The 25,483-nt window shown below is 66.3% G+C and carries 23 protein-coding genes; 11 read left to right on the top strand and 12 right to left on the bottom strand.

Annotated features, from left to right (window positions below; genetic code table 11):
• Positions 1-23: 23 nt before the first annotated feature.
• The gene (locus tag J4O76_RS16775; RefSeq protein WP_426283005.1) at positions 24-1,811 is read right to left on the bottom strand and encodes an AcrB/AcrD/AcrF family protein; all 1,788 of its coding nucleotides are present in this window, start codon (positions 1,809-1,811) and stop codon (positions 24-26) included.
• 90 nt (positions 1,812-1,901) lie between these two features.
• Here J4O76_RS16775 and J4O76_RS16770 point away from each other — a divergent pair, with 90 nt between their 5' ends.
• Complete coding sequence (locus J4O76_RS16770) at positions 1,902-2,327, top strand: GtrA family protein (protein WP_426283004.1); 426 nt, start codon at positions 1,902-1,904, stop codon at positions 2,325-2,327.
• 30 nt (positions 2,328-2,357) lie between these two features.
• Entirely contained in the window at positions 2,358-3,086 is a 729-nt protein-coding gene (locus J4O76_RS16765) for a class I SAM-dependent methyltransferase (protein ID WP_056066439.1), read from the top strand.
• 258 nt (positions 3,087-3,344) lie between these two features.
• Here the strand turns inward: J4O76_RS16765 and J4O76_RS16760 are convergent, their stop codons facing one another.
• The 3 genes from J4O76_RS16760 to J4O76_RS16750 form a co-directional block, all read right to left on the bottom strand.
• On the bottom strand, positions 3,345-4,367 hold the full coding sequence (locus J4O76_RS16760) for a glycosyltransferase family 2 protein (RefSeq protein ID WP_426283003.1): 1,023 nt from the start codon (positions 4,365-4,367) through the stop codon (positions 3,345-3,347).
• Positions 4,368-4,434: 67 nt separating this feature from the next.
• Positions 4,435-6,540: a RelA/SpoT family protein gene (locus J4O76_RS16755; protein WP_426283002.1), complete on the bottom strand. Its 2,106-nt coding sequence runs from the start codon at positions 6,538-6,540 to the stop codon at positions 4,435-4,437.
• A gap of 47 nt (positions 6,541-6,587) precedes the next feature.
• On the bottom strand, positions 6,588-6,917 hold the full coding sequence (locus tag J4O76_RS16750) for a CC_3452 family protein (RefSeq protein ID WP_426283001.1): 330 nt from the start codon (positions 6,915-6,917) through the stop codon (positions 6,588-6,590).
• Positions 6,918-7,101: 184 nt separating this feature from the next.
• Here J4O76_RS16750 and J4O76_RS16745 point away from each other — a divergent pair, with 184 nt between their 5' ends.
• On the top strand, positions 7,102-7,524 hold the full coding sequence (locus tag J4O76_RS16745; protein ID WP_426283487.1) for a winged helix-turn-helix transcriptional regulator: 423 nt from the start codon (positions 7,102-7,104) through the stop codon (positions 7,522-7,524).
• An 85-nt stretch (positions 7,525-7,609) separates the two neighbouring features.
• Here J4O76_RS16745 and J4O76_RS16740 read toward each other — a convergent pair whose 3' ends face one another.
• The 3 genes from J4O76_RS16740 to J4O76_RS16730 are packed head-to-tail and all read right to left on the bottom strand — an operon-like array spanning position 7,610 to position 10,031.
• On the bottom strand, positions 7,610-8,035 hold the full coding sequence (locus tag J4O76_RS16740; RefSeq protein ID WP_426283000.1) for an acyl-CoA thioesterase: 426 nt from the start codon (positions 8,033-8,035) through the stop codon (positions 7,610-7,612).
• A gap of 1 nt (position 8,036) precedes the next feature.
• The gene (locus tag J4O76_RS16735) at positions 8,037-8,813 is read right to left on the bottom strand and encodes a TSUP family transporter (RefSeq protein ID WP_192976799.1); all 777 of its coding nucleotides are present in this window, start codon (positions 8,811-8,813) and stop codon (positions 8,037-8,039) included.
• Between the two features lie 9 nt (positions 8,814-8,822).
• Positions 8,823-10,031 (bottom strand): LL-diaminopimelate aminotransferase, encoded by a 1,209-nt coding sequence (locus tag J4O76_RS16730; RefSeq protein ID WP_060525995.1) that lies wholly within the window; start codon positions 10,029-10,031, stop codon positions 8,823-8,825.
• A gap of 334 nt (positions 10,032-10,365) precedes the next feature.
• Here J4O76_RS16730 and J4O76_RS16725 point away from each other — a divergent pair, with 334 nt between their 5' ends.
• The 3 genes from J4O76_RS16725 (at position 10,366) to clpS (ending at position 13,412) form a co-directional block, all read left to right on the top strand.
• The gene (locus tag J4O76_RS16725; protein WP_426282999.1) at positions 10,366-12,084 is read left to right on the top strand and encodes a PHA/PHB synthase family protein; all 1,719 of its coding nucleotides are present in this window, start codon (positions 10,366-10,368) and stop codon (positions 12,082-12,084) included.
• A 103-nt stretch (positions 12,085-12,187) separates the two neighbouring features.
• Positions 12,188-12,868 carry a TIGR01841 family phasin gene (gene phaP / locus J4O76_RS16720; protein WP_426282998.1) on the top strand — a complete coding sequence of 227 codons (681 nt, stop codon included), beginning with the start codon at positions 12,188-12,190 and terminating at the stop codon, positions 12,866-12,868.
• A 193-nt stretch (positions 12,869-13,061) separates the two neighbouring features.
• Positions 13,062-13,412, top strand: a complete 351-nt coding sequence (gene clpS / locus J4O76_RS16715) for an ATP-dependent Clp protease adapter ClpS (protein WP_056066412.1) — start codon at positions 13,062-13,064, stop codon at positions 13,410-13,412.
• Between the two features lie 164 nt (positions 13,413-13,576).
• On the opposite strand, the gene J4O76_RS16710 is transcribed toward clpS, so the two are convergent.
• Positions 13,577-14,260: a Crp/Fnr family transcriptional regulator gene (locus tag J4O76_RS16710; RefSeq protein WP_056488277.1), complete on the bottom strand. Its 684-nt coding sequence runs from the start codon at positions 14,258-14,260 to the stop codon at positions 13,577-13,579.
• 251 nt (positions 14,261-14,511) lie between these two features.
• Here J4O76_RS16710 and murA point away from each other — a divergent pair, with 251 nt between their 5' ends.
• Entirely contained in the window at positions 14,512-15,795 is a 1,284-nt protein-coding gene (murA, locus tag J4O76_RS16705; RefSeq protein ID WP_426282997.1) for a UDP-N-acetylglucosamine 1-carboxyvinyltransferase, read from the top strand.
• A gap of 326 nt (positions 15,796-16,121) precedes the next feature.
• Here murA and phbB read toward each other — a convergent pair whose 3' ends face one another.
• The 4 genes from phbB to J4O76_RS16685 all read right to left on the bottom strand — a co-directional run bounded on the left by phbB (position 16,122) and on the right by J4O76_RS16685 (position 21,911).
• The gene (gene phbB, locus J4O76_RS16700; RefSeq protein ID WP_056053415.1) at positions 16,122-16,844 is read right to left on the bottom strand and encodes an acetoacetyl-CoA reductase; all 723 of its coding nucleotides are present in this window, start codon (positions 16,842-16,844) and stop codon (positions 16,122-16,124) included.
• A gap of 29 nt (positions 16,845-16,873) precedes the next feature.
• The gene (gene hemH, locus J4O76_RS16695) at positions 16,874-17,881 is read right to left on the bottom strand and encodes a ferrochelatase (protein WP_426282996.1); all 1,008 of its coding nucleotides are present in this window, start codon (positions 17,879-17,881) and stop codon (positions 16,874-16,876) included.
• A complete protein-coding gene (locus tag J4O76_RS16690) occupies positions 17,878-20,064 on the bottom strand; it encodes a molybdopterin cofactor-binding domain-containing protein (protein WP_426282995.1) in 2,187 nt (728 codons plus the stop codon). The genes hemH and J4O76_RS16690 overlap by 4 nt, the downstream gene beginning before the upstream one ends.
• A gap of 158 nt (positions 20,065-20,222) precedes the next feature.
• On the bottom strand, positions 20,223-21,911 hold the full coding sequence (locus J4O76_RS16685; protein ID WP_426282994.1) for an AMP-binding protein: 1,689 nt from the start codon (positions 21,909-21,911) through the stop codon (positions 20,223-20,225).
• Between the two features lie 37 nt (positions 21,912-21,948).
• On the opposite strand from J4O76_RS16685, the gene lgt reads away from it, so the two are divergent.
• The 4 genes from lgt (at position 21,949) to pgeF (ending at position 25,473) form a co-directional block, all read left to right on the top strand.
• Positions 21,949-22,881, top strand: a complete 933-nt coding sequence (lgt, locus tag J4O76_RS16680) for a prolipoprotein diacylglyceryl transferase (protein ID WP_426282993.1) — start codon at positions 21,949-21,951, stop codon at positions 22,879-22,881.
• Positions 22,882-22,932: 51 nt separating this feature from the next.
• Positions 22,933-24,021, top strand: a complete 1,089-nt coding sequence (locus J4O76_RS16675) for a class I SAM-dependent methyltransferase (RefSeq protein ID WP_426283484.1) — start codon at positions 22,933-22,935, stop codon at positions 24,019-24,021.
• Positions 24,018-24,530 (top strand): GNAT family N-acetyltransferase, encoded by a 513-nt coding sequence (locus J4O76_RS16670; protein WP_426282991.1) that lies wholly within the window; start codon positions 24,018-24,020, stop codon positions 24,528-24,530. The genes J4O76_RS16675 and J4O76_RS16670 overlap by 4 nt, the downstream gene beginning before the upstream one ends.
• Positions 24,531-24,699: 169 nt before the next feature.
• Positions 24,700-25,473, top strand: a complete 774-nt coding sequence (pgeF, locus tag J4O76_RS16665; protein WP_426282989.1) for a peptidoglycan editing factor PgeF — start codon at positions 24,700-24,702, stop codon at positions 25,471-25,473.
• Positions 25,474-25,483: the final 10 nt, after the last annotated feature.

Raw genomic sequence — 25,483 nt, 5'->3', positions numbered from 1 at the left:
GCAGGAGAACCGGGGGGTGATGGTCAGCCGACCTTAAACAACCGCAGCGGCGACTTCGCCGGCAGCGGGAGTGGGGTCAGCCACGCCGGGATCTTGTTCTTCGCCAGTTCCGAGTAGAACCCCTTCGGACTGCGCGCCTTATAGTTGGTCGATTCGGCCGCGTTCGGACACAGCAGCAGCATCGTCGCGCCGTGGCGCTTGATGATCGCATGCGCCTCGTCCGCAGACCGCCCGAACGCATGCTGGACGTCGAGGATCGCGTCGCCGTTGCGGTGATACGGGCCCGCGATCGCGTCATGATGCGTGATCGTGATCAGCCGCGGCCCCATGTCGACGAAGGTGAAGATCGTCTGCGCGGGATATTTGTTCAGCGCGAGCAGCACGGTCGTGCGCAGGCAGTCGCCGGTCGCCATGTTGACGCGTTTTTCATACGGCTTTGGCTGGTCGATCGGCAGGTATTTCAGCACCATCCCGGCGAACATGCCCGACACGATCAGGAACGCCGCGGCCGTCCCCAGCACGCGCACCGCGATCGACCGGTTGCCGAGCAACCGCGGGATGATCAGCCAGGCCAGCGCGGTCGCCCCCGGGATCGCCAGCATCTGCGCGGCGGGCCCGGCGCGGACCTGCCACAGCAGCATCGCGCACGCGAACGCGGTGAACAGCGCGACCGCCGCCCAGCCGACTGCGCTTGGATCGCGACGCGCGCGCCACGCTGCGATCGCCGCCCCGATCAGGCCGATGATCGGCAGCGTCGCCAGCGCGAACCCCACCCGGAAACTATGCTTGTAGATCGGCTTGGCCTCGCGGACATTGTCCAGCCAGTTGCGCTGCAGTTCGGGCGAAATTCCCTCGGGTCGCCCGAGGCATTGTGGGAACACCAGCGCGAACCCGACGACGATCGCCGCCCCAGCCGCAACCGCCAGCGTCAACCGCATTCCGCGCGACGCCGGCCCGAACCGCGCGAGCAAAAACAGCAGCATCCCCGCCGCGATCATCACGCTCAGCCACACCGGGGTCAGCGCATCGCAGCGCATAGACTGGTTGGCGTTCGATGCGAACAGCGCGAACCCGAGCGTGCTGCCGCCGCCGAGCGTCAGCGCGTAGATCGACAAGCGCTCGGCTTCCGACCGGTCCCACACCCAGCGCAAGGCGATGATCGCTCCCGCCATCGCCGCGTAGGGCAACAGCTCGAGCCCGATCGACAGCGACACCGCACTCGCGATCCCGACCATCGCGCCACCACGACGGCCGTTCGTATCGCACAGGCCCGCGACCGTCAGGCTCAGCATCGCGAGCTGCCAACCGTGATGATCGATCCGCTCGGGCATGAACATCAGCATCGTGGCCGTAGCGCCGACCATGAACACGACCGCGAGCGGCCATGCATACGGGCTGATCAGCCTTCGCACGGTCGCGCCGATGCCGAGCATCGCGATCGACAACGGCAGTAAGGGCGCAATCCCGCAGGCGAGCCGTTCGGCCCAGCTGTTGCTGGTGAACAGGCGGAAGAACAGGATCAGCCCGGCGATCGGCAGGTCGACGATCCGGCTCCAGTGAATGTCGAAACCGACCGGTGGGTTCATCCGGTAATTGCGCAGATCGTACCAGCCCTGGCCGTCGAGCAGGGCGCGGACCTGCATCAGACGCATGTTGTCGTCGGTATCGCCGAGCGACAGCCAGCGGATCTGACCCCAGCGATCGACCATCGACCATGCCGCCACCGCTACCCAGGCGAGCAACGTCAGCGCGATCCAATGCCGATCGAGTTCGTCCAGCAACGTCCGCCGCTGAAGTGGTGCCTGATCCAAAACGCTTTCCTCCGGCCCGCACGCACTCTAGATGCGCGGGCTTGTCTTCGCGGTCGCTCTATCGCGGTGCGGGTAAAGAACAAGGCGGGCATGCAGGCGATTTGGCGACAGATGGAGCAGATGCGGGCGAGCGGCGTGCTCGGTCAGCTCGTGCGCTTCGGCATCGCCGGCGGGATTTCCAGCGTGGTGTATTCGCTCGTCTACCTGCCGCTGACCGCGTACGTGTTCCCGCCCCGCCAGGCGGTAGCCGCTGTGCCGTTCGCATTTGCGGTCGCAGTGGTGGTCGGGTTCTTCCTGCACAGCCGTTGGAGCTTCAAGGGGCACGCGAAGGAACCGGGTGCGGCGCGCCATGTGAAGTTCGTGATCGTCCAGGGTTCGGGGCTCGCGCTCAATGCGGTCATCACCTGGATCGGTACGGCGCTGCTTCATCTGCATCCGTGGATCCCGCTGATCCCGGCCGTCTTTCTTGCCGCGATCGTGACGTTCGTGCTCAACCGTTTCTGGGTTTTCAACTGACATGAATTTCAACCGCAGGGCCGACACGTAATGGACCGCATCGTCTACGACCGGATGGCCGCGCATGATTCCACGCACTGGTGGTACCGCGCGCGCCGCGACATCCTGGCGGATTACCTGACACGCTACGGCGCTTTGCCGAAGGATGCGAAGATCCTCGAGATCGGCTGCGGCACCGGGCATAATTTGCCGATGCTGGCGGAGTTCGGCGAGATCGACGCGATCGAGATCGATCCGGCCGCGCGAGAGATCGCCAGCGAGCGGCTCGGCAAGCCGGTCGGCGCGGCCCCCTTGCCCGAACTCCCCGGCGTACCCCGCGCGCACTACGATCTGATCGCGGTGCTCGATGTGGTCGAGCATATCGAGGACGACGTCGCGGCGTTGAAGGCTATGGCCGATTGCCTTGCTCCGGGGGGCAAGATCCTGATCGCGGTCCCGGCGCATGCGTGGCTGTGGAGCGCGCACGACGTCGTGAACCATCACCATCGCCGGTATTCGAAGGCGACGTTGCAGTCGGCGATCGAGACTGCCGGGTTGAAGCCGGAGAAGCTGGGGTATTTCAACTCGCTGCTGTTCCCGCTGGCGGCGGCGGCGCGGATTGCCGGGCGGATGACCGGGCGCGACGACAGCGATGATTCGCCACCGCCGAAGCTGGTGAATGCGCTGTTCGAGAAGATCTTCCGGCTTGAGCGGCATCTGGTCGGGCGTGTGCCGATGACGCCGGGGGTTTCGATCGTGACGCTGGCGGTGCCGCGGTAAGCCTGCCTTGTGATCTTCTCCGTTCCCTAACCCGTTCGTCCTGAGCGAAGTCGAAGGGCAGGCCTCGCGCGCAGGTGCTTCGACTTCGCTCAGCACGAACGGAGGGGGGATCTTAGGCGCATCTCCAACCACCACCCCGGCGAAGGCCGGGGCCCAGTTGGGGAACGTTGCTGACGTCGGGCGCGCTTCGTCACCGCGACCTTGCCAACTGAGCCCCGGCCTTCGCCGGGGTGGTGTTGTGATCGGCAGGCGCGTTCGTTATTCGGGGTGGGAGGGAAGGGAGCCGTCAGGCAACCGCGCCACTTCCACCAGCTCCGCACGAAACCCCAAGGTAGCCTTCCCCTGGATCGGGCCCGCGACGTCCGCGACGATATACAATGGCCGGCGTTTCGACTCGACGTACAGCCGTCCGAGATACTCGCCGATCATCCCCAGCACGAACATCTGTACCGCGCCGAGGAACACCGTGACGAGCATGGTCGAGGTCCAGCCCTGCACTGCGCTGCCCGAGAGCCAGCCGATCGCGATGTAGACGAACAGGAGCAGCGATACGCCGGTCAGCGCGAGCCCGGCGTGGCTGGCGAAGCGGAGCGGTGCGGTCGAAAACCCGGTGACGGCGTCGAACGCGAGGCGGATCATCTTCGCCAGCGGGTAGTTCGTCTCGCCTGCGAGCCGCTCTGCGCGATCATACGGGAAGGGAACCTGCTTGAAGCCGATCCAGGCGACCATGCCGCGGATGAATCGCGCCTGCTCGGGAAGCGACAGGAACGCGTCGAGCGCTCGCCGGCTCATCAGGCGGAAGTCGCCGGTGTCGAGCGGGATCGGGGTTTCGGTCATGCGCGTCAGCAGGCGGTAGAAGGCGGCGGCGGTGGCTTTCTTGAAGACCGTTTCGCCGGCGCGCTGGCGGCGGACGGCATAGACGACGTCGGCCTGGCTTGCCGCCATCGCCGCGCGCATGTCGGACAGGAGTTCGGGCGGATCCTGGAGATCGGCGTCGATGATCAGGATCTGCTCGCCCGCGCAGAGGTCGAGGCCGGCGGTGAGGGCCAACTGGTGGCCGTGATTGCGCGAGAGGTTGATCGCGACAAGCCGCGCGTCGGCGGCGGCAATGCGCTGCATCACGGGCCAGCTGTCGTCTCGCGAGCCGTCGTTGATCAGGACGATCTCGTAATCGTCGCCGACCGCGACCTTCGCGGCGCCGGAAATGCGCGCATGCAGGATGTCGAGGCACGCCGCCTCGTTATAGCAAGGGACGACGATCGATAACGCGGGACGGTTCATTCGCCCCGTCTAGCGTCGGGTTTGTCTGTCGTCATTGAAAGATGTGGGAAGCCAAAAGCAACAAACTCTACACCCGCTCCACGGTGTGAACCGCATCCGCCGCGCGCAAGCCCGCCATCAGCCGCATGAGTTGCTGCACGTCGTGCACCTCGACGTCGATCTCGTTGGTGTGGAAGCTCTTGTCGCGCGTATCGAGCCGCAGGTTGATGATGTTCGCCTTGTGCCCGCCGATGATCGACGAAACGATGCCGAGCGAGCCCGGCTCGTTCTTCACCATCACCGATATCCGCGCGACGGCGCCCTCGGTCTCGTCGCCCCAGGCGACGTCGACCCAGTCGGTCTCGTTCTCGGAACGCTCGGCGAGTTCGCCCAGCACGCGGCAGTCGATTGCGTGGACCTCGATCCCCGCATCGGGCCGACGCAAGCCGACGATCCGGTCGCCCGGCACCGGATGGCAGCACGTCGCCAAGTCGTAGGCGACTCCGGGGGTCAGGCCCTTGATCGAGATCGCGCTCGATTGCGGCGCGAGCGCATGCGTCACGTCCGCGCCCGCCGAGCCGGGCATCAGCGCCTCCATCACCGCGGCATCGGATAGCGTCCGCCGCGCGATCGCGACCATAAGCGACGAGTCGTCGGGCAGCTTCAGCCGCTTCAGCGCGTGGCTCAGTGCATCGGTGCCGATCTGCGCGGGCAGGCGGGTGGCGATATCCTCGTACAGGGTCTGGCCGAGCGCGATCTGCTCGACGCGCTCTTTCTGACGCAGGTGCCGGCGGATCGCGGCCAGCGCCTTGCCGGTGGTCGCGACGTTGAGCCATTGCGGTTGTGGGGACTGGCCCTTCGAGCGCAGGATCTGCACTTGATCACCGTTCTCGATCACCGTCGACAGCGGCACGACGCGGCCGTTGACCTTCGCGCCGACCGCCTGGTCGCCGAGATCAGTGTGCACCGCATACGCGAAGTCGATCGAGGTCGCGCCCTTGGGCAGCTGGATCAGCTCGCCCTTCGGCGTGAACGCGAAGATGCGATCGGTGTACATCGCCATCCGCGTGTGTTCGAGCAGCTCTTCAGGGCTCTCGGCGGTATCGAGGATCTCGACGAGGTCGCGGATCCAGCTGACCTGGCGGTCGCTGCCGTTGATCTGTTGCTTGTACGCCCAGTGCGCCGCCAGCCCGAACTCGGCCTGTGCGTGCATGTCGGCGGTGCGGATCTGGATCTCGATCCGCGCGCTGTCGGCGTGGATCACCGACGTGTGCAGCGAGCGATAGCCGTTGCGCTTGGGCGTCGAGATGTAATCCTTGAACCGCCCCGGGACCATCGGCCAGCGCTGGTGGATGATCCCGAGCACCCGGTAGCAATCCTCCTCGGTCGGGACGATCGCGCGGAACGCCATCACGTCGGACAGCTGCTCGAAGCTGATGTGCCGCTCCGACATCTTCCGGAAGATCGAATAGGGGTGCTTCTCGCGTCCCGAAATTTCCGCCTCGACGCCTGCGCGCGACAGCACCAGCTTCAGTCCCGACGCGATCTTGGCGATGCGGTCGCCGTCGCCCTTTTTCAGCTGTTCTAGGCGGCGGTTGATCGATTCGGAGGCTTCGGGCTCGAGCTGTTCGAACGCGAGCGACTGCATCTCGCGCATGAACTCGTACATGCCGATCCGCTCAGCGAGCGGCGCATAGATGTCCATCGTCTCCTTGGCGATGCGACGGCGCTTCTCGGGCTTGGCGATGTGGTGGAGCGTCCGCATGTTGTGCAGCCGGTCGGCGAGCTTGACCAGCAACACGCGGATGTCGTCGGACATCGCGAGGAGGAATTTGCGCAGGTTCTCCGCCGCCCGCTCGTTCTCGGTCTGCGCCTCGATCTTGCTGAGCTTCGTCACGCCGTCGACGAGACGCGCGACGGAGGCACCGAACAGCCGCTCGATCTCCTCGGGCGTGGCGACCGTGTCCTCGATCGTGTCGTGGAGAATCGCGGTGGCGATCGTCTCCGCATCGAGGTGGAGGTCGGTCAGGATCCCCGCCACCTCGATCGGGTGGCTGAAATACGGATCGCCGCTCGCGCGCTTCTGCGACCCGTGCGCCTGCATCGAGAAGACATAGGCGCGGTTCAGCAGCGCCTCATCGGCATCGGGATCGTAGTCGAGGACGCGATCGACCAGTTCATATTGGCGCAACACGGCTTATAGATGGGGCCGGGTTGCGATGCATTGCAACAAATTCCTCGTTATTTCGCGTGGTTGTTGCACGCGGCCAGCGCGTCGGCGTCATAGGCCTTGCCCGCGACGGAGAAACTGGCGAGCGGCCCGACGCGCTTGGCAACCGCGGCGCAGAGGATCACGTCGCGCTGCGGCGCCTTGCTGGAGACGAATGCCGCGTTCTCCCAGCGCCAGGCTGTGCCGTTGGTGATGAGCCGTGTCGAGGCGGGTGCGGCGGCCGGGACGGCAATATAATAGTTGATTGGAAGCTGTGCCGATGCCGGTGTCGCGAGCAGCGCTGCGAACCCTGTCGCGAGGGCGGGAGCGGCGGCCAGAATTGCGCGGGTGATGACGGACATCGGTAGACTCCTGAAAGGTTTCTAATTGCTACCTACCAAGATAAGTTTTGAGTTGCAACTGAAAATGTACAGGCATTTCGTTTATTGGAATTATGCGGTAGCATCGCTGTCCAAGAAGGAAGACGCCGTGGGCAAATTGCGCGAACCCCTGCTCGAATGCAGCCTCCCCGCCGCGCTGGAGGCGATGGGTGAGCGCTGGTCGTTCCTGATCCTGCGCGCGTCGTTCAACGGTCTGCACCATTTCGAGGAGTTCCAGTCGGAACTGGGGATTGCGCGTAATATCCTGGCGAACCGGCTGGCGCGGCTGGTCGAGCACGGAATTCTGGAGCGGCAGCCTATCCCGGAGGATCGGCGGAAGATCGCCTACGGTCTGACGGACAAGGGGTTCGCGCTGCTGCCGACGATGATCGCGCTGCGGCAATGGGGAGAGCGGTGGGAGACGTGCGTGCCGGCGTTCCCGATCCTCGTCGACGCGCGCGATCGGCGGCCGTTGCAGCCGGTGTCGGTGCGGTCGCATGATGGGCGCGTGCTGACCAAGGCCGACCTGATCTGGGCGCTGCCTGGGGAAGTTGCCGGAGATGGGGTGGAGGCTGAGGCTGCGGAGTAACCTCCGGCAGCCCTTCTTTGTTCTCCCGCGAAGGCGGGAGCCCAGTCTGGACCCCCGCCTTCGCGGGGGAACACGCTATCTTCGATTATTGAGTAGGTAGCGCTTCCAGCACCGCCCGGATCGCGCGGGGCAGCGGCACCGGCCGGCCGGTCTCGAGATCGACGTGGACGCTGACCATCGTGATCACCGTATGCAGTTCACCAGTCTCCGCATGCGCGAGCTCGAACCGCTTCGTCAGGCTCGTCGTGCCTAGCTTCTCGATCCGCACGAATGCCTCGATCGTGTCGCCGAGGCGGAACGGCTTGAGGTAATCGATCTCCGTCCGCCGCACGTTGAACTCGGTGGTCGGCCAGACGTCCGGCAGAGCCTCCGCGATCCCGGTCCATTCCCAGAACTCGGTGACCGCGACGTCGGCATATTCCAGATAGCGCGAGTTGAAGACGATGCGCTGGCCGTCGATCTCGGCATAGCGCACGCGGAACCTGGTCGAGAAGGCGAAACCCGGCCGCATGTCAGAAGATCAGCTTCACGCCGACCAGCGCCAGCACGGTCGCGAGGACAGGCACCAGCACGCGGTCGGAAACGCGCGTCGCGATCAGGCTGCCGACGATGATGCCGGGGATCGAGCCGATCAGCAGCGACACGAGCAGGTCGACGTCGACCGAGCCGAGGATCCAGTGGCCGATCCCGCCGAGCAGCGTCAACGGCACCGCGTGCGCGATGTCCGAGCCGACCAGCCGGTTGATCGGCAACGTCGGGTACAGGATCAGTAGCGCGGTCATGCCCAGCGCGCCGGCGCCGACCGAGGTCAGCGAGACCAGCACGCCGAGGACTGCGCCGAGCAGGATCGTCAGCATCGCCTGGCGCTCGCCGCCTACCGTGCCGATGCGAGGCGTCAGCCACGCGACGATCTTGCCGCGGAAGAAGGTCGCGACTGCCGACAGGATCAGCGTCACGCCAAGCACGGCGGTGATCGCGTGGCCGGTGTCGGACGATTTCTCGCCGAGATGGTTGAGCACGAGCAACGTCGCGATCGCCGCGGGGACGCTGCCGGTCGCGAGTCGGCGGACGACCTGCCAGTCGACCGTGCCGCGCCAGCCATGCACCGTCGTCCCGACCGTCTTGGTCGCCGACGCGTAGAGCAGGTCGGTGCCGACTGCGGTGGCGGGGTGGAAGCCGAAGACGAGCACCAGCAGCGGTGTCATCAGCGACCCGCCACCGACACCCGTCAGCCCGACGATGAGCCCGACGAGCACGCCGGCCACCGAATATAACGGATTGATATCCACGCTGGCGGGTTAGCCGGCGCCACGCGCGGGCGTGTTGACGCCCATCGACTGGAGATATTTCTTCACGTTGCGCGCCGCCTGGCGGAGCCGCTGTTCGTTCTCGACCATCGCGATCCTCACATAGCCCTCGCCGTTTTCGCCGTAGCCGACACCTGGGGCAACGGCGACGTGCGCGTGAGTCAGCAATTGTTTGGTGAACTCAAGGCTACCTAAATGCGCGAGCGCGGGCGGCAGTGGTGCCCAGGCGAACATGCTCGCGCGAGGGCTCGGGATGTCCCAGCCGGCGCGGCCGAAGCTCTCGACCAGCACGTCACGGCGCTTGTGATAGAGCTGGCGGTTGCGCTCGACGATGTCCTGCGGGCCGTTGAGCGCGGCGCAGGCGGCGGCCTGGATCGGCGTGAACGCGCCGTAATCGAGGTACGACTTCACGCGCGTCATCGCCGCGATCAGCGTCTTGTTGCCGACCCCGAAGCCCATCCGCCAACCGGCCATCGAATAGGTCTTGCTGAGCGAGGTGAACTCGATCGCGACGTCCTTCGCGCCCGGGACCTGAAGGATCGAGGGGGTTGGCTTGCCGTCGAAATACAGTTCCGAATAGGCGAGATCGGAGATTACCCACAGCTTGTGCTTCTTCGCGAATTCGACGACGCGCTCGTAGAAGGCGAGGTCGACGACTTCGGCGGTCGGGTTCGACGGATAGCCCATCACCAGCACCGACGGCGCCGGCACGGTGAACGCCATCGCGCGCTCGAGGCTCTCGAAATACGCCTCGTCGGGCGTGGTCGGCACCGCGCGGATCGTCGCGCCGGCGATGATGAAGCCGAAGGTGTGGATCGGATAGGACGGGTTGGGCGCGAGCACGACGTCGCCGGGCGCGGTGATCGCGGTGGCGAGACTCGCGAGGCCTTCCTTCGAGCCCATCGTGACGACGACCTCGGTCTCGGGATCGACGTCGACCCCGAACCGGCGGCCGTAATAGTTCGCCTGAGCTTTCCGCAGGCCGGGGATGCCCTTCGACTGCGAATAGCCGTGCGCGCTGGGCTTGCGCGCGACTTCGACGAGCTTCTCGATGACGTGCTCGGGGGGCGGCAGGTCGGGATTGCCCATGCCGAGATCGATGATGTCCTCCCCGCCCGCGCGCGCCGCCGCCCGCATCGCGTTCACTTCGGCGATGACATAGGGGGGTAAGCGTTTGATGCGGTAGAAGTCTTCGGACATGATCAGCCTCAAGCTGGAGGAGCTGGTGCTGTACCGCAGGTGAGCGGGGGCGTCATCCGCCTCATTCGTCGAGAGGGCGAAAGCTGGGGTATTCGGATTTGGACGGAATGCGCCTCCCCGGCGGAGGCCGGGGCCCAGGTGGAGAGGTCGCGGTAACGTGGCGCATCGTTCACCAGCAACGTCTCCCAACTGGATCCCGGCCTTCGCCGGGGAGGTGGTTGGACGTTGGGTGGTGATTGCCGGGACGATGTGGCGACGGGATCTTGCGCCAGCGACCACTCCGCTTCCGCTGGACCGTTGCCTCGGCTAAGCTCCCGAAAAAGCAGAGGATGCCATGGCCGATACTCCTCCCGACGCCTCCACGCCGACCCTCCCCGATCTCCAGCATTGGACGTGGGTGATGGGGCGTGCGCAGCAGATGATGATGGAGCAGGGGCTCGCGGCAATGCAGGCCAAGCCCGAGGGTATTCCCGCGATTCCAGGTTTCACCGACCCCGCGACACTGGAGCGCGCGCGCGATTTCTGGGCCGAGAGCCTGACTTTGTGGCAGCGGTTTCTCGATCCGGCCAAGGCGCCCGAGGCTGCGCCCGTCACCGACAAGCGCTTCAAGGCGCCGCAGTGGCGCGAGCCGGTGTTCGACCTGATCCGGCAGAGTTATCAGTTGATCGGCGACCACATGCTCCGCGGAGTCGAGGCGGTGGACGGGCTCGATCCGAAACAGAAGGAGCAGTTGCGGTTCGCGACCAAGGGGTTCGTCGATGCGATGAGCCCGACCAATTTCGCGCTGACCAACCCGCAGGTGATCGAGAAGACGATCGAGACGCGCGGCGAGAATTTACTCAAAGGTCTCCAGAACATGATGGCGGATCTTGCCCGCGGGCAGGTGACGCATACGCCCGACGGCGCGTTCGAGCTCGGGCGCAATTTGGCGATGACGCCGGGCAAGGTGGTGAAACGCACGTCGCTCTACGAGCTGATTCAGTACAGTCCGACCACCGAGCGCGTGCTGGCGACGCCGCTCGTGATTTTTCCGCCTTGGATCAACCGGTTCTACATCCTCGACCTGACGCCGGAGAAGAGCTTCATCCGCTGGGCGGTGGAGCAGGGCATCACCGTGTTTATGGTGTCGTGGAAATCCGCCGATTCGAGCATGAAGGACGTCGTCTGGGACGACTATGTGGGTGCGCAGGTCGAGGCGATCGACACGGTGCGCGCCGCGCTCGACGTGCCGGCGGTGCATACGATCGGCTATTGCGTGGCGGGAACGACGCTGGCCGCGACGCTGGCGCTGCTGGCGGCGCGTAACGAGGCGGCGAAGGTGGCCAGCGCGACGTTCTTCACCGCGCAGGTCGATTTCGCGCAGGCGGGCGAACTGCAGCATTTCATCGATGACGAACAGCTGAAGATGGTCGCGTCGCTGTCGCCCGAGGGGTTCCTCGACGGCCGCTACATGGCGACGACGTTCAACCTGTTGCGCGGGCGCGACCTGATCTGGAACTACGTCACGCAGAATTACCTGCTGGGGCAGGATTACGTGCCGTTCGACCTGCTCCACTGGAATGGCGACACGACCAACCTGCCCGCGAAATGGCATCTGAGCTATCTGACCGACCTGTACCGCGACAATCTGCTGGTGACGGGGACGATGACGGTGGACGGTACGCCGATCGATCTCACCAAGGTCTCCACGCCGAGCTATGTCCAGGCGGGGCGCGAAGATCATATCGCGCCGGCCGAAAGCGTCTGGAAACTCACGCAATTGTTCGCCGGGCCGCTGAAGTTCGTGCTCGCGGGCTCGGGGCATATCGCGGGCGTGGTCAATCCGCCGGCTGCGGGGAAGTATCAATACTGGACCAATCCGGGCGCGCACACGACGCTCGACGACTTCGTTGCCGGCGCGACGGAGACGAAGGGCAGCTGGTGGCCGGATTGGGTCGAATGGTTGCGCGCGCTCGGTGCCGAGACGGTGGCCGCAGACGGTGCGCGGCTACCAGGAGAGGGGGCTCTGAAGGCGCTTGGCGAGGCGCCCGGCGAGTATGTGAAGAGCCGATAGCGCTACCTTACGTTTGCGTCATGGTGCAGTGCACAATTTTTATTGTGCGGCGCGAGAATTGGTGTATGAAGACCGCGACATAACTCCGAAGAGAGGTGCGTGGATGGTGGATATCGTGAAACGGACGGCCAAGGCCGGTTCGAAGCCTGCCGCCATCGCGAAGGCTCCTCGGACCGTCGCCAAGCCGGCGAAACCGGCACCCGAGCCGATCGCCAAGACGCCGGCACCTCAACCTCTCGCGGCTGCTTTTGTATCGCCGCACACGGACATTCCCGCCCCGATTCAGGCCGCTGCGCCGTTGGGGATCCCTGCTAGCGAAACAAAGGACGCCACGATGGACACGATCCAGAGCATCACCGAGAAGACCAAGGCCCTCTTCAGCGGCGCGAACACTGCCGAATTCAACGAGCAGGCCAAGGGCGCGATGGAGAAGTCGGCGAAGATGGCGGAAGATTTCGTCGCCTTCGGCAAGGGCAACATCGAGGCGCTCGTCGAGTCGTCGAAGATCGCCGCGAAGAACGTCGAGGCGCTCGGCCAGGAAGCCGCCGACTACGCTAAGACCTCGTTCGAGAGCGCGACCGAAGCCGCCAAGACGCTCGCCGCCGCCAAGTCGCCGACCGAGTTCATGAAGCTCCAGGGCGATTATGCACGCACCGCGTTCGACACGATGATCGCCGAGGGCTCGCGCTCGACCGAGCGGATGCTGAAGATGTTCGGCGAGTTCGCGCAGCCGATCTCGAACCGCGTTGCGGTCGCGACCGACAAGATGAAGATCTCGGCCTAAGTTACGCGATGCCGTCTTCGGGCGGCAGGTGACGAGAAAGGGGCGGCCGTCATGCGACGGTCGCCCCTTTTGCGTTTGCGGTTTTCGCGCGACGTGTGCCGGCGCCCCCTTGCCCTTGCCCCCCGGCATGCCATATTTTGGCAGCATGCTTTTGACCCCTGAAATGACGACTCCCCAGCGGACGGGCGAGCAGATGGCCGAGCGCCGCGACGATAATGGCGAGGACGGCCATGATGGTACCGGGGGCGGCACCGGCGCCGGTATCGCGACCAAGACGCGCGCGAAGACCAAACAGCCGACGCCGTACCGCGTGCTGATGCTCAACGACGACTATACGCCGATGGAGTTCGTCGTGCTCTGCCTCCAGCGCTTCTTCCGGATGGACATGGAGGCCGCGACTCGCGTGATGCTCCACGTCCATCAGAAGGGCGTCGGCGTGTGTGGCACGTTCAGCTACGAGGTGGCGGAGACCAAGGTGTCGCAGGTGATGGATTTCGCCAAGCAGAACCAGCATCCGCTACAGTGCACGCTGGAGAAGGCTTGAGCCTTACCGTTTGAGGTGATCTGTCTTGGTCCTCCCCCGCAAGGGGGAGGTGGCACCGAAGGTGACGGAGGGGAGGCAAGCGCCAACCCCTGTTCCGTATCCTCCCCCTCCGTCTGGCAAGAGCCAGCCACCTCCCCCTGGCGGGGGAGGATTGAGGGAAGGGGTTACCGCGCTGGCGGCAACCAGCGCAGGTCCAGCCCCTCGAAGCGGTCGATGTAGTTCGCGGCTTGCGCCAATTGCACCTCGTTAAGCAGCGTGACGCGGCCCATCTCGCGGCGGATCAGGCCGTCCTCTTCCAACTGCCGCAGCATCCTGTTGACGTGGACCGCGGTGAGGCCGGTGGCGTCGCCGATTTCCTCCTGCGTCAGGCCGAGCGTGAAGCTGTTGCCCATCGCGCGGTCGCGCATCCGCAGTCGGTTGCGCATCTCGAGCAGCAAAGCCGCGATCCGCGCCTTGGCCGAGGTCCGGCCGAGGGCGGCGAGACGGTCGGTCAGCGCGACCTTCTCCATCTGGTTCATGACCATGATGAGCGCCGACAGCCGTGGATGATCGGTGACGAGCCCGGTCATCGCCGAACGATCGAACGAACACACCGTGCAGTCGGTCAGCGCGACCACCGTCTCCGGCGAGTCGCGATAGACCAGCGCAGAGACCGCCAGCATGTCGCCAGCATAGAGGAAGCGGAGGATCTGGCGGCTGCCGTCGTCGAGCAACACATAGCTCATCGCCATGCCGCGCTGCAGGATGAAGAGTTCGGCCTGCGGGTCATTCTCGCGCACGAGGACGGCACCGCGACGCAAGTCTCGCGGGCGCTCCTCCAACCGCGCTAACGCAGCCTTCTCGTTCATCGACAGGTCGATGAGATCGCCGACGCGGTCGGCGAAGCAGCTGTCCGGCACTCTGTAATGGTCCCCAATGTTCGAGAACCACAGAGCAAAGCTAGGATTTCCGCGCATTAAAGTCGATCAAGCGGGGTGTGTTAGCGCTTCGGATGGCGCGCCCGGTCCCGACGCGGGACTCGACCCCCGGCCAGCATCCGCCTGTCGCCCGATCGCTGCGCGGCCCTTGCGCAGAACGCCAGCCGCGATAGACACCCGGGATGGACCGTATTCTCATTCGCGGCGGCAATCGCCTGTCCGGGCGCTTGCCCATCTCCGGCGCGAAGAACGCCGCGCTCACGCTGATGCCGTGCGCGTTGCTGACCGAAGAGCCACTGACGCTGCGCAATTTGCCGCGGCTGGCGGATGTCGACGGCTTCGGCCACCTGCTCAACCAGCTCGGCGCGTCGACCGCGATCCAGGGGACGCGGCCCGAGGATTTCGGCCGGGTGATGACGATCCGCGCGGGTAACCTCACCTCGACCGAGGCGCCTTACGACATCGTGCGGAAGATGCGTGCGTCGATTCTGGTGCTCGGGCCGTTGCTCGGGCGGGGCGGCGAGGCGACGGTGTCGCTGCCGGGCGGCTGCGCGATCGGCAATCGTCCGATCGATCTTCACCTGCGCGCTTTGGAAGCGATCGGTGCCGAGCTGGAGATGGCGGCGGGCTATGTGAAGGCGATCGCGCCGGGCGGGCGCCTGCCGGGCGGACGCTTTCGCTTCCCGATCGTGTCGGTCGGCGCGACCGAGAATGTCGTGATGGCGGCGGTGCTCGCCAAGGGTACGAGCGTGATCGAAAACGCCGCGCGCGAGCCCGAGATCGTCGACCTCTGCAATTGCCTCGTCGCGATGGGCGCGTCGATCGATGGGATCGGCACCGAGACGCTGACGATCGAGGGCCGCGATCGGCTGCACGGCGCGACCTATGCGGTGATGCCCGACCGGATCGAGGCGGGCAGTTACGCGTGCGCGGCGGCGATCACCGGCGGCGACCTGGAACTGGTCAGCGTGGCGATCCCGGACATGGGCGCGACGATCGATGCGCTGGTCGAGGCGGGCGTGTCCGTGACGCCGACCAAGGACGGCGTGCGGGTGGCGTCGGACGGCGTGCTGAAGCCGCTGACGCTATCGACCGCGCCGTATCCTGGCTTCGCGACGGACATGCAGGCGCAGTTCATGGCGATGCTGTGCAAGGCCGACGGCGCCAGCGTGCTGACCGAGACGATCTTCGAGAACCGCTACATGCACGTGCCCGAGCTGGCGCGGATGGGCGCGGATATCCAGGTGCGCGGGCGGACCGCGGTGGTTCGGGGCGTCGACAAGCTGGTCGGGGCGCAGGTTATGGCGACCGATCTGCGGGCTTCGATGAGCTTGATTCTCGCTGGGCTTGCGGCTGATGGTGAGACGTCTGTGGGGCGGGTTTATCACCTGGATCGTGGGTATGAGCGGTTGGAGGAGAAGCTGAGCGCGGTTGGCGCGGATATCGAGCGCGCTAGCGACGGGTGAGTGTGGCGGGGGCGTCGGTGGAACGGGCGTTAGCCCTCTCCCCTCCGGGGAGAGGGAGTAGGTTGCCGGCGTTTGGCGGTGGCATTCTTACGCGCCGCGGACGCTGTGGGGTTCGGTGTAAGCAGCGCTACCCTTGCTCGTTCCCCCGCGAAGGCGGGGGCCCAGGATCCAGCAAGGCCGTCCTTGGTAATCCGGTAGACATTCATTCAGCGCCGCCGGCAAAGCCGCCGTCGGACGGGTTCGGTGAACCGACCCGCCGGCCGTGCCGGGCGCTGCCCGCTCGCTCCGCTGCGGGCAACGGCCGCGCTTTGCGCCGCCTGCGCCCGTCAGTACATGTGCTGACCACCATTGATGCTCAACGTCGACCCGGTAACGAACCCGCCCTCCTCCGAACACAGGAACGCCACCCCACGCGCGATCTCGGTCGCCTGGCCAAGCCGCCCGACCGGGATTTTCGCAACGATCTTCTCCAGCACGTCGGCCGGCACTGCCGCCACCATGTCCGTATCGATATACCCAGGCGCGATTGCATTGACCGTTACGCCCGCCCGCGCGCCTTCCTGGGCCAAGGCCTTCGTGAAGCCGTGGATGCCGGACTTGGCGGCAGCATAGTTCACCTGGCCGTACTGCCCGGCCTGACCGTTGATCGAGCCGATGTTGACGATCCGCCCCCATTTGCGCGTGCGCATGCCGGGGAACACCGCCTTGGCCATGTTGAAACACCCGCCGAGATTGGTGTCCATCACCTCTTTCCAATCCTGGTACGTCATCTTCAGGATCGTGCCGTCGCGGGTGATGCCGGCGTTGTTCACTACGATATCGACATCGCCCAGATCGGCGGCGACCTGCGCGCAGCCGGCCTGACACGCGTCGTAGTCGGCGACGTCCCACTTGTAGGCCGCAATGCCCGTGCGCTCGGTGAACTCCTTCGCGCGCGTGTCGTTGCCGGCATAGGTGGCCGCGACCGTCAGGCCCATGTCCTGCAATGCGAGACTGATCGCTTCGCCGATTCCGCGCGTACCACCGGTTACAATTGCGACGCGTGCCATCAGTCTCTCTCCTCATGTTTTGCCGAAGGCTAGCCAGCCCGCACCCATCCTTCAAGCTCGCGCGCCAAAATGCTGCGCAACATTTCCACGCCGACCGGGCTGTCGTTGAGGCAGGGCAGATAGGCGAAGTGCGTGCCGCCAGCCTCTTCGAAGCTCTCGCGACCGCGGATCGACAGTTCCTCCAGCGTCTCCAGGCAATCGGCGGAGAAGCCCGGCGCGAAGATCGCGACCTTGGTCTTGCCCGCCTTGGCGAGCGCGACGAGCGTCTCGTCGGTCGCCGGTCCCAGCCACTTCTGCGGCCCGAAACGCGACTGGAACGCGATCGTCAGCTCGCGCCCCATCCGCTCGCCAAGCAGTCGCGCGGTCTTCTGGCAGTGGCAGTGATACGGATCGCCCTGCTGCAACGTCCGCTTCGGCATGCCGTGGAAGCTGGCGACGATGGCATCGGGCGTGAAATCGAGCGCGGAGAGCCCCTCTTCGAGCGAGTCCTTCAGCGCGTCGATATAGAGCGTGTCGTCATAGTAAGGCGGCAGCGTGCGGATCGCCGGCTGCCAGCGCAGCCCGGCGAGATGCTTGAACGCCTTGTCGTTCGCGGTCGCGGTCGTTGCTGCGCAATATTGCGGGTAGAGCGGCGCGAGCAGGATGCGTTCGCAGCCCGCCGCCTTCATCGCTGTCAGCCGGTCCGAGATCGACGGATTGCCGTAGCGCATCGCCCAGTCGACGAGCACGCCCGGCCCGAACGAATCCTTCAACGCCGCGGCCTGCAACCGGGTGATCGCGGCGAGCGGCGAGCCGTCCTCGCGCCAGACCTGCGAATAGGCGTGCGCGGACTTTTTCGGGCGGGTGTTGAGGATGATGCCGCGCAGGATCGGCTGCCACGCGATCTGCGGGATCTCGACGACACGCGAATCGGACAGGAACTCGCCGAGATAGCGCTTCACCGATTTCGCATCGGGGCCATCGGGCGTGCCGAGGTTCATCAGCAGCACGCCGATCTTGGGTTTCGGAATCAGGGGGTGATCGGGGGGCAGGGTCATGGCGCTGGTCTTAAAGGCAAATTGCGGATGCGGAAGCCCGTTGACGCATAGAGTGCGTTGGCGATCGCGGGCGCGACCGCGGGGACGCCGAGTTCGCCGACGCCGCCGGGCGCCTCGTCGCTGCGGATGACCTCGACGGTAATGTCGGGCGTGTCGGCGAGGCGGGGCAGGCCGATCGTGTCGAACCCGCGCGCGTCGGCGAGGCCGCGGGTGAAACCGGTCGATGCGCCGAGCGCGGCGGCCATGCCGAAGATCAGCCCGCCCTCGATCTGCTGGCGAACGATGTCGGGGTTGATCTGCGCGCCGCAATCGACCGCGGCGACGAGGCGGTCGACCACCGGGCGCTGGTCTGCGCCGACATGCGCCTCCGCCATGACCGCGATGTAGCTGCCGCGGAAGGCGTGGGCTGCGATGCCCTGGCCGCTGCCGGCGACGCCGCCGTCCCAGCCGCCGAGCGCTGCGGCGGTCGAGAGACAGCGCGCGAGTCGCGGTTCGCCGCCAAGCATGGCGATGCGGAACGACATCGGTTCGGACTGCGCGGTGCGCGCGAGTTCGTCGAGGAAGCATTCGGTGAAGAACGCGGTGTAGCCGTGTGCGCCGCCGCGGAGGTGGCCGGTAGGGATGCCGATCTCGGCGGGGTGGTGCTCGACCGTATAGGCGGGGATGCGATAGACCGGCGCCGCGCCCGCGACGGCGTAGCGGTCACCGTTGACGCCGATCAGCGCGGCTTCGGTCGCGAGGCCCGGCATTATCCGGCGTGCCATCTCGGCGCCGGTCGAGGGGGCTGCGATTTTTGCCGACCAGCCCATGATCGCGCCGTTGGGGGCGAGCCGTGCGGCCATCTTTGCGACGGCGGGCGGGCGGTAGTGATCGTGGAGCGAATCTTCGCCGCGCGCCCAGACGAGGCTGACCGGGCGGCGGAGCTTCACCGCCAGCACCGCCGCCTGTTCGGCGACGTCGTGTTCGAGCGCGGCGCCGAACGATCCGCCGATCAGCATCGGGTGGACGACGACGGCGTCTTCGCTGAGGCCCGCCGCGCGCGCTGCTGCCGATCGTGCGAGCCCCGGCGCTTGCGTTGCTAGCCAGAGTTCGAGGCGGCCGTTCGAGAAGGAGGCTGTCGCGCTGCGGGTCTCGATCGCTGCGTGCAGGCCGAGGCCCGCGTGGTAGGTTGCGGTGACGAGCTTGGCACCCTGGAAGGTCGTGGCGACGTCGCCTGCGTACGCCATCTGCGTGCCGGGACGGGCTAGCGCCGCGTCGAGTGCCGCGCCGATCGACCTGGTATCGGGGAGCGGGGCGTCGTTCTCGAACCGCGGGGCGAGCGCGTCGAGCGCCTTTTGCGCGGCCCACCCTGTCGTAGCGACGGCCGCCACCCAGCGCGGGTTCTCGACCACCGACAGCACGCCGCGGATGCGGTCGGCGGCGGCGCGGTCGACCCTTGTTAGGCGACCGCCGACCGGGCCCTGGCGGATTGCGGCGTGGACCATGTCGGCAAGGCGGACATCGCCTGCGAAATTGGCCGAGCCGTCGACTTTAGACGGGGTGTCGAGGCGGGGGACGGATTTGCCGACCAGCTTGCCTGCACCCTGGATGCCGAGTGGGAGGGGATCGGGAAGGGTGAACTTCGCGGCCTCTTCGGCGAGTTCGGCGAAGCGGATGCGCTTGGTTTGGTAGGTGCAGAAGCCGGCGTCGACGTTGACCTGGGTCCAGTCGGCGTCCCAGCGCTTGGCCGCTGCCATGCAGAGCAGCGCGCGCGCGCCTGCGCCGGCCTCGCGACAGGCTTGCTCGAACATCCGGATCGAGCTCGATCCGCCGGTCAGCATCGGTGGTTGCGGGGTGCCAGCTGGGAGGCGGGCGAACAGGCCTTCGAACAGGTCGTGCGTGCCGATTGGGTTGGCGTAGAGCGGGTTGAGCGGGGCGGGCTCGACGCCGATCGTGCGCCAGTCCGCGCCGAGTTCGTCCGCGACGATCTGGGGGAGGGTGGTGTAGACGCCCTGGCCATGCTCGACCTGCGGAACGGCGACGGTGACGTGGCCGTCGGTGCCGATCTTGAGCCACGCGCCGAACGGGGTTTCGCCGGGGTTGGCGACGAGGTTGGGGGCGTAGGTTCGTGGCCAGAGACCCCAGGCGACGACGAGCCCGATCCCTGCGCCGCCGCCGACGAGTATGCTGCGCCTGTTGATCATGGGTGCGCTCTAATCCTTCTCCCCCACGGGGAGAAGGTGGCGCGAAGCGGCGGATGAGGGGGAGTGGGTCTCCGGGGCCGTGCTGGGAGTCTCACTGCCCCTCTCCCTTCCGTCGCCAAGCGGCTCCTCCCTCCCTCTCCCCGGAGGGGCGAGGGAATTTAGGCCAGCGCTCGGTAGGTGGCTTTTAGCGTGACCTTGTCGATCTTCTCCGTCCCCAGTCTTGGCAGCGGCTCTTCCGAAATCCAGATTCGCTGCGGTATCTTGAACGCGGCGATGTGCTGGTGGAGGAACGCGGTCAGGTCGTCCGGGGTCAGCGTCTCGCCGTCCTGCGGCACTACCACTGCGCCGGGGACCTCGCCGAAGCGCTCGTCAGCCAACCCGAAGACCGCCGCCTCCGCGACGGCTGGGTGTTCGTACAACGCCGCTTCCACCTCCTGGCACGAGATGTTCTCGCCGCCGCGGATGATGATGTCCTTCTTGCGATCGACGATGAACAGATAGCCGTCCTCGTCGAGGTAGCCGATGTCGCCGGTCCGGAAATAGCCGTCCGACGTGAACGCCGCGGCGGTCGCATCCGGACGGTTCCAATATTCCTTGAAGTTGCAGATCGAGCGGATGCAGACTTCGCCGCGCTGGCCCTGGTCGACCGGGTGGCCGGCTTCGTCCAGGATCGCGAGATCGACCAACGGCGCGCCGGGGCGGCCGGCGGAATTGGGCTTGGCGAGATAATTGCCGCGCCAGTTGCCGGTGCCGACCGCGTTGGTCTCGGTGAGGCCGTAGCCGATCAGCGGCGCGCTGCCACCCATCTCCTCGTCGATGCGGCGGACGTGATCGACCGGGCGGGGTGCGCCCCCCGCGGCGAAATCGGTTACGGTCGACAGGTCGTAATTGGCGCGATCGGGGTGGTTGAGGATCTCGAAGCTCATCAGCGGCACGCCGACGAAATAGGTGACGCCTTCCGCCTCGATCAGCCGCATCGCCTCGCCCGCATCCCATTTCGGCATCAGCACGAGCTTGCGCCCCATCGCGAAGCTCTGGAGGAAGACGGGGACCTCCCCGGTGATGTGGAACAGCGGGATCGTCAGCAGCGTGACCGGCTGGCCGACCGGCGGATTGCCTTGCGCGGTGGCGATCCCGACCATCATCATGACCTGGCCGAGATAATTGAAGATGCCCTGCACGATCGCGCGATGCTCGGACAGCGCCCCCTTCGACTGGCCGGTCGATCCGCTCGTGAACAGGATCGTCGCATGATCCTCGGGCCCGAGCAGCGGCAGGTCGGCGGTGTGGTCGTCCTTTGCCAACACGGCGCCGAGCGCAGCGTCGAGCGGTCGCGAATCGTCGATCTCGACCACTGGCGCGCGCAGAGCCGCAATCTGCGCGAGGCGCTTCACGCGCGGCGGATCGGCGAACACGAGCGCGCAATCGACCTCACCGATCGCGGTCTCGAGTTCCTCCGACTGCCACCAGCCGTTGAGCAGGGTCGCGACGCCGCCGGCCATGAGGATGCCCATGTACAGCACGATCCACGACGGTGAGTTGCGCATCGCGATGCCGACTCGGGCGCCCTTGGCGATGGCGTAGCCGCCGACAAGGGCGCGGGCGGTGCGCTCGGCGGCGGCGTAGACCTCGCCGAAGGTCAGCCGTTCGGCGCCGGAGACGAGGAAGACGGCGTCGCGGTGCTCGTTGGCATAGTGTGCGAAATAGTAACTGAGCGCGGGCGGCGCGGCGGCGATCGTCGGCAGCGTGACGCCGAACCGCTCGACCGATCCGAGCGCGAGCATCCCGTCGGGCGCGGTCAGCGCGGCCATCGTCGAATCCATAGCCAGGTCCAGCTCGGTCCGCATATCGCTCTCCTACTTGGTCTTATCGTTATCGGTCTTTATGCAGGGGCGAACGCGTGGGGAAAAGCCTTTGATCCTGTCGACCATCACCGCCGCTGCGGGCGCAGCGCCTGCCGTCGGCAGTCACATCCGCTTCGAGGACCTCGGGCTGCATCCCGACGTCTTCTCGATCGGGTTCTTCACGCTGCGTTGGTACAGCCTTGCCTATATCGGCGGGATCCTGCTCGGCTGGTGGTACCTGCTGAAGCTGCTCGCCCAGCCCGGCGCACCGATGGCGCGGCGGCATGCCGACGACCTGGTGTTCTACGCGACGCTCGGCATCATCCTCGGCGGGCGGCTCGGCTATGTGATCTTCTACGCACCCGAGATGTTCCTGCATCCGCTGCGGATATTCAGGCTCTGGGACGGCGGCATGTCGTTCCACGGGGGCGTCATCGGCACGTCGATCGGGCTGATCCTGTTTGCGCGGAAGCATCAGCTCAACTGGTTGCGCGTGCACGATTATATCGCGTGCTGCGTACCCTTTGGCCTGTTCTTCGGGCGACTGGCGAACTTCGTGAATGGCGAGCTGTGGGGCAAGCCGACCGATGTCGCGTGGGGGATCATCTTCGAGCGCACGGTGCCGTTCGGGATGGTCGAGCCGGCGCGGCACCCGAGCCAGCTGTACGAGGCGGGGCTGGAGGGCGTAGTCCTGTTCGCGCTGCTGTGGTTCGCGTTCTGGAAGACCAAGGCGCGGTACGACCCGGGCAAGCTCGTCGGGTTGTTCGTGCTCGGCTACGGGATCGCGCGGTTTACCGTCGAGTTCTTCCGCGAGCCGGATTCGCAGCTGCGGGCGTTTGCCGAGCATACCGGGCTGCACATGGGGCAGTGGCTGTGCGTGCCGATGATCATTGGCGGCGGGTATCTGGTGGCGACGTCGGCCAAACGCCGCGTGCGGGTCGAGTCGATCGCAGGGACGGCGAGCGTCGCCTGACGCCCCCCCCGCTTGCGGGAGGGGTTGGGGGAGGGCATGGCCGCAATTGTCATGGCCAACGATAATCCAGCCCCTTCCCTAACCCCTCCCGCAAGCGGAAGGGGAATAGACACCGCCCTCCCGGAACGCCTCGCGCGCGCGATCGCGCTCGCGGGTCCGATCTCCGTTGCGCAGTATATGGCGGCGGCGAACGCGCACTATTATGCGACGCGCGACCCGTTGGGGGCGGGGGGCGACTTCACGACTGCGCCCGAGATCAGCCAGATGTTCGGCGAGCTTGTCGGTTTGTGGTGTGCCGACCTTTGGGACCGCGCTGGGCGGCCGGATGTCGCGTGGGTCGAACTCGGCCCTGGCCGCGGGACGCTCGCCGCCGATGCATCGCGGGCCATGGCGAAGGCGGGGCTGACGCCGCCGGTGCATTTCGTCGAGACCAGCCCGGCGCTGCGCAAGGCGCAGGCCGAACGCGTCCCTGCCGCAACCTGGCACGACGCGGTCGACACGCTGCCGACCGATCGGCCGCTGATCGTCGTCGCCAACGAGTTTTTCGACGCGCTGCCGATCCGGCAGTTGGTCAAGCGCGAGCAGTGGCACGAACGCCTCGTCGCGGCGCAGGACCTGCTGTTCCTGCCGATCGCCGGGAAGCCGCTCCCGGATGCCGTCATCCCTGAGCCGTTTCGCGATGCGCCCGCAGGTTCGATCCTGGAAACCTCGCCTGCAGCCGTGACGATCATTCGCGGTCTCGCCAAGCGGATCGCCGCGCAGGGCGGTGCGCTGATCGCGGTCGACTATGGTTATGAGGGGCCGGCGCTCGGCGACACGTTGCAGGCGGTGCGCGGGCACGCCTTCGCCAATCCGTTCGAGGCGCCGGGCGAGCATGACCTGACCGCGCATGTCGACTTTACCACGCTGGCCGCCGCGGCGCAGGCCGAGGGCGCGGTCGCGTGGGGGCCGGTGACGCAGCGCGACCTGCTCGGTGCGCTCGGGATCGATTCGCGGACGTCGGCGCTCGCCAAGGCGTCGCCTGCCCGGGCGGAAGCATTGGCGGCGGACCGAAGGAGGTTGATGGACGATATGGGTACGCTCTTCAAAGCGCTGGCGATCACTGCGCCGAATTGGCCGACACCGGCGGCGTTTGCATGATCGCCTATCGCGATGCCGTGCCCGCCGACGGTGCAGAACTCGCCGCGATGGCAAAGCGGTCGTTTACCGACACGTTCGGTACGCTGTATCGCCCTGAAGACCTCGCCGCGTTTCTCGAGCAAACGTTCGGGGAGAAGGGGTTGCCGGCGCAGCTGTCCGACCCTGCCTTCACGGTGCGCGTCGCGGTGGACGGGGCGGGTGAGATCGTCGGATTTGCGAAGATCGGCCCGGTGGCGTTTCCTGGCGATTGGCCTGCGACGGCGATCGAACTTCACCAGCTTTATGTGCGCGGAGACCAGCATGGCGCGGGTGTCGGACCTGCGCTGATGGACTGGGCGATCGATGTCGCACGCGCCGAGGGGCGGACGGAAATGATCCTGAGCGTGTATGTGGATAATCACCGAGCGCACCGATTCTACCAGCGTTACGGCTTTGTCGAGATCGGGCGGTATGTGTTCATGGTGGGCGAGCAGCCTGATGATGACCGGATCATGCGGCTTGTGCTGTGATCGGCGGCGCCTCCAGAGATATCGTAGCGAAAGGCCGCCACCCCGGCGGAGGCCGGGGCCCAGTTGGCAAGGTCTTGGTAACGGCGCGATGCCTGCTGTTAGCAACGTCACCCAACTGGGCCCCGGCCTCCGCCGGGGTGGGGATGTGTTTGATGTTGGGTGACCTAAAATGACCATCGATCCAATCCGCGCGAAGGCGCTTGGCGACATTCCGCATGGCTTTCTCGGCCGGCGTGGCGGCGTTTCGGCCGGGGCGTATGCGAGCCTCAATGTCGGCATCGGGTCCGACGACGACCCCGCCGCCATCGCCGAGAACCGTCGTCGTGCGAGTGAAGCCGTCCTCCCCGGCGCGAAGCTCGTCGGTCTGTACCAGGTCCATTCCGCCGACGCGGTCACCGTGATCGAGCCGTTCGACGACGAGATCCGTCCGCATGCCGATGCGCTGGTCACCAACCGTCCCGGCCTTGCGCTCGGTATTCTTACCGCGGACTGCGCGCCCGTATTGTTCGCCGACGCGCACGCCGGCGTCGTTGCGGCAGCCCATGCCGGGTGGAAAGGCGCGCTCGGCGGCGTCACCGATTCCACGATCCTCGCGATGGAGGCGATCGGTGCGCACCGCGACCGGATCGTCGCCGCGGTCGGGCCGTGCATCGCGCGTGCCAGCTATGAGGTCGATGACGCCTTCATCCGCCGGTTTTGCGAGGCGGATCCGGAGAACGAGCGCTTCTTCGCGGACGGCCGCGCCGTCGAGAACAGGGGCGATCATTACCAGTTCGACCTGGAGGCCTATGTCGTCAGCCGGCTCGCGGTCGCTGGGATCGGCCGGATCGAGGCGCTCGGGCTCGACACGTACACCGACGACGATCGCTTCTTCAGCTATCGGCGCGCGACCCATCGCGGCGAGCCCTCCTATGGGCGTCAGATCAGCATCATCGGCCTGTAACGGCTCCCAA

The sequence above is a fragment of the Sphingomonas sp. NFX23 genome, from assembly GCF_049887795.1.
Classification (GTDB): Bacteria; Pseudomonadota; Alphaproteobacteria; order Sphingomonadales; family Sphingomonadaceae; genus Sphingomonas.
The sequence above is the reverse complement of the archived record's forward strand: the minus strand, read 5'-3'. Positions and strand labels throughout refer to the sequence as shown.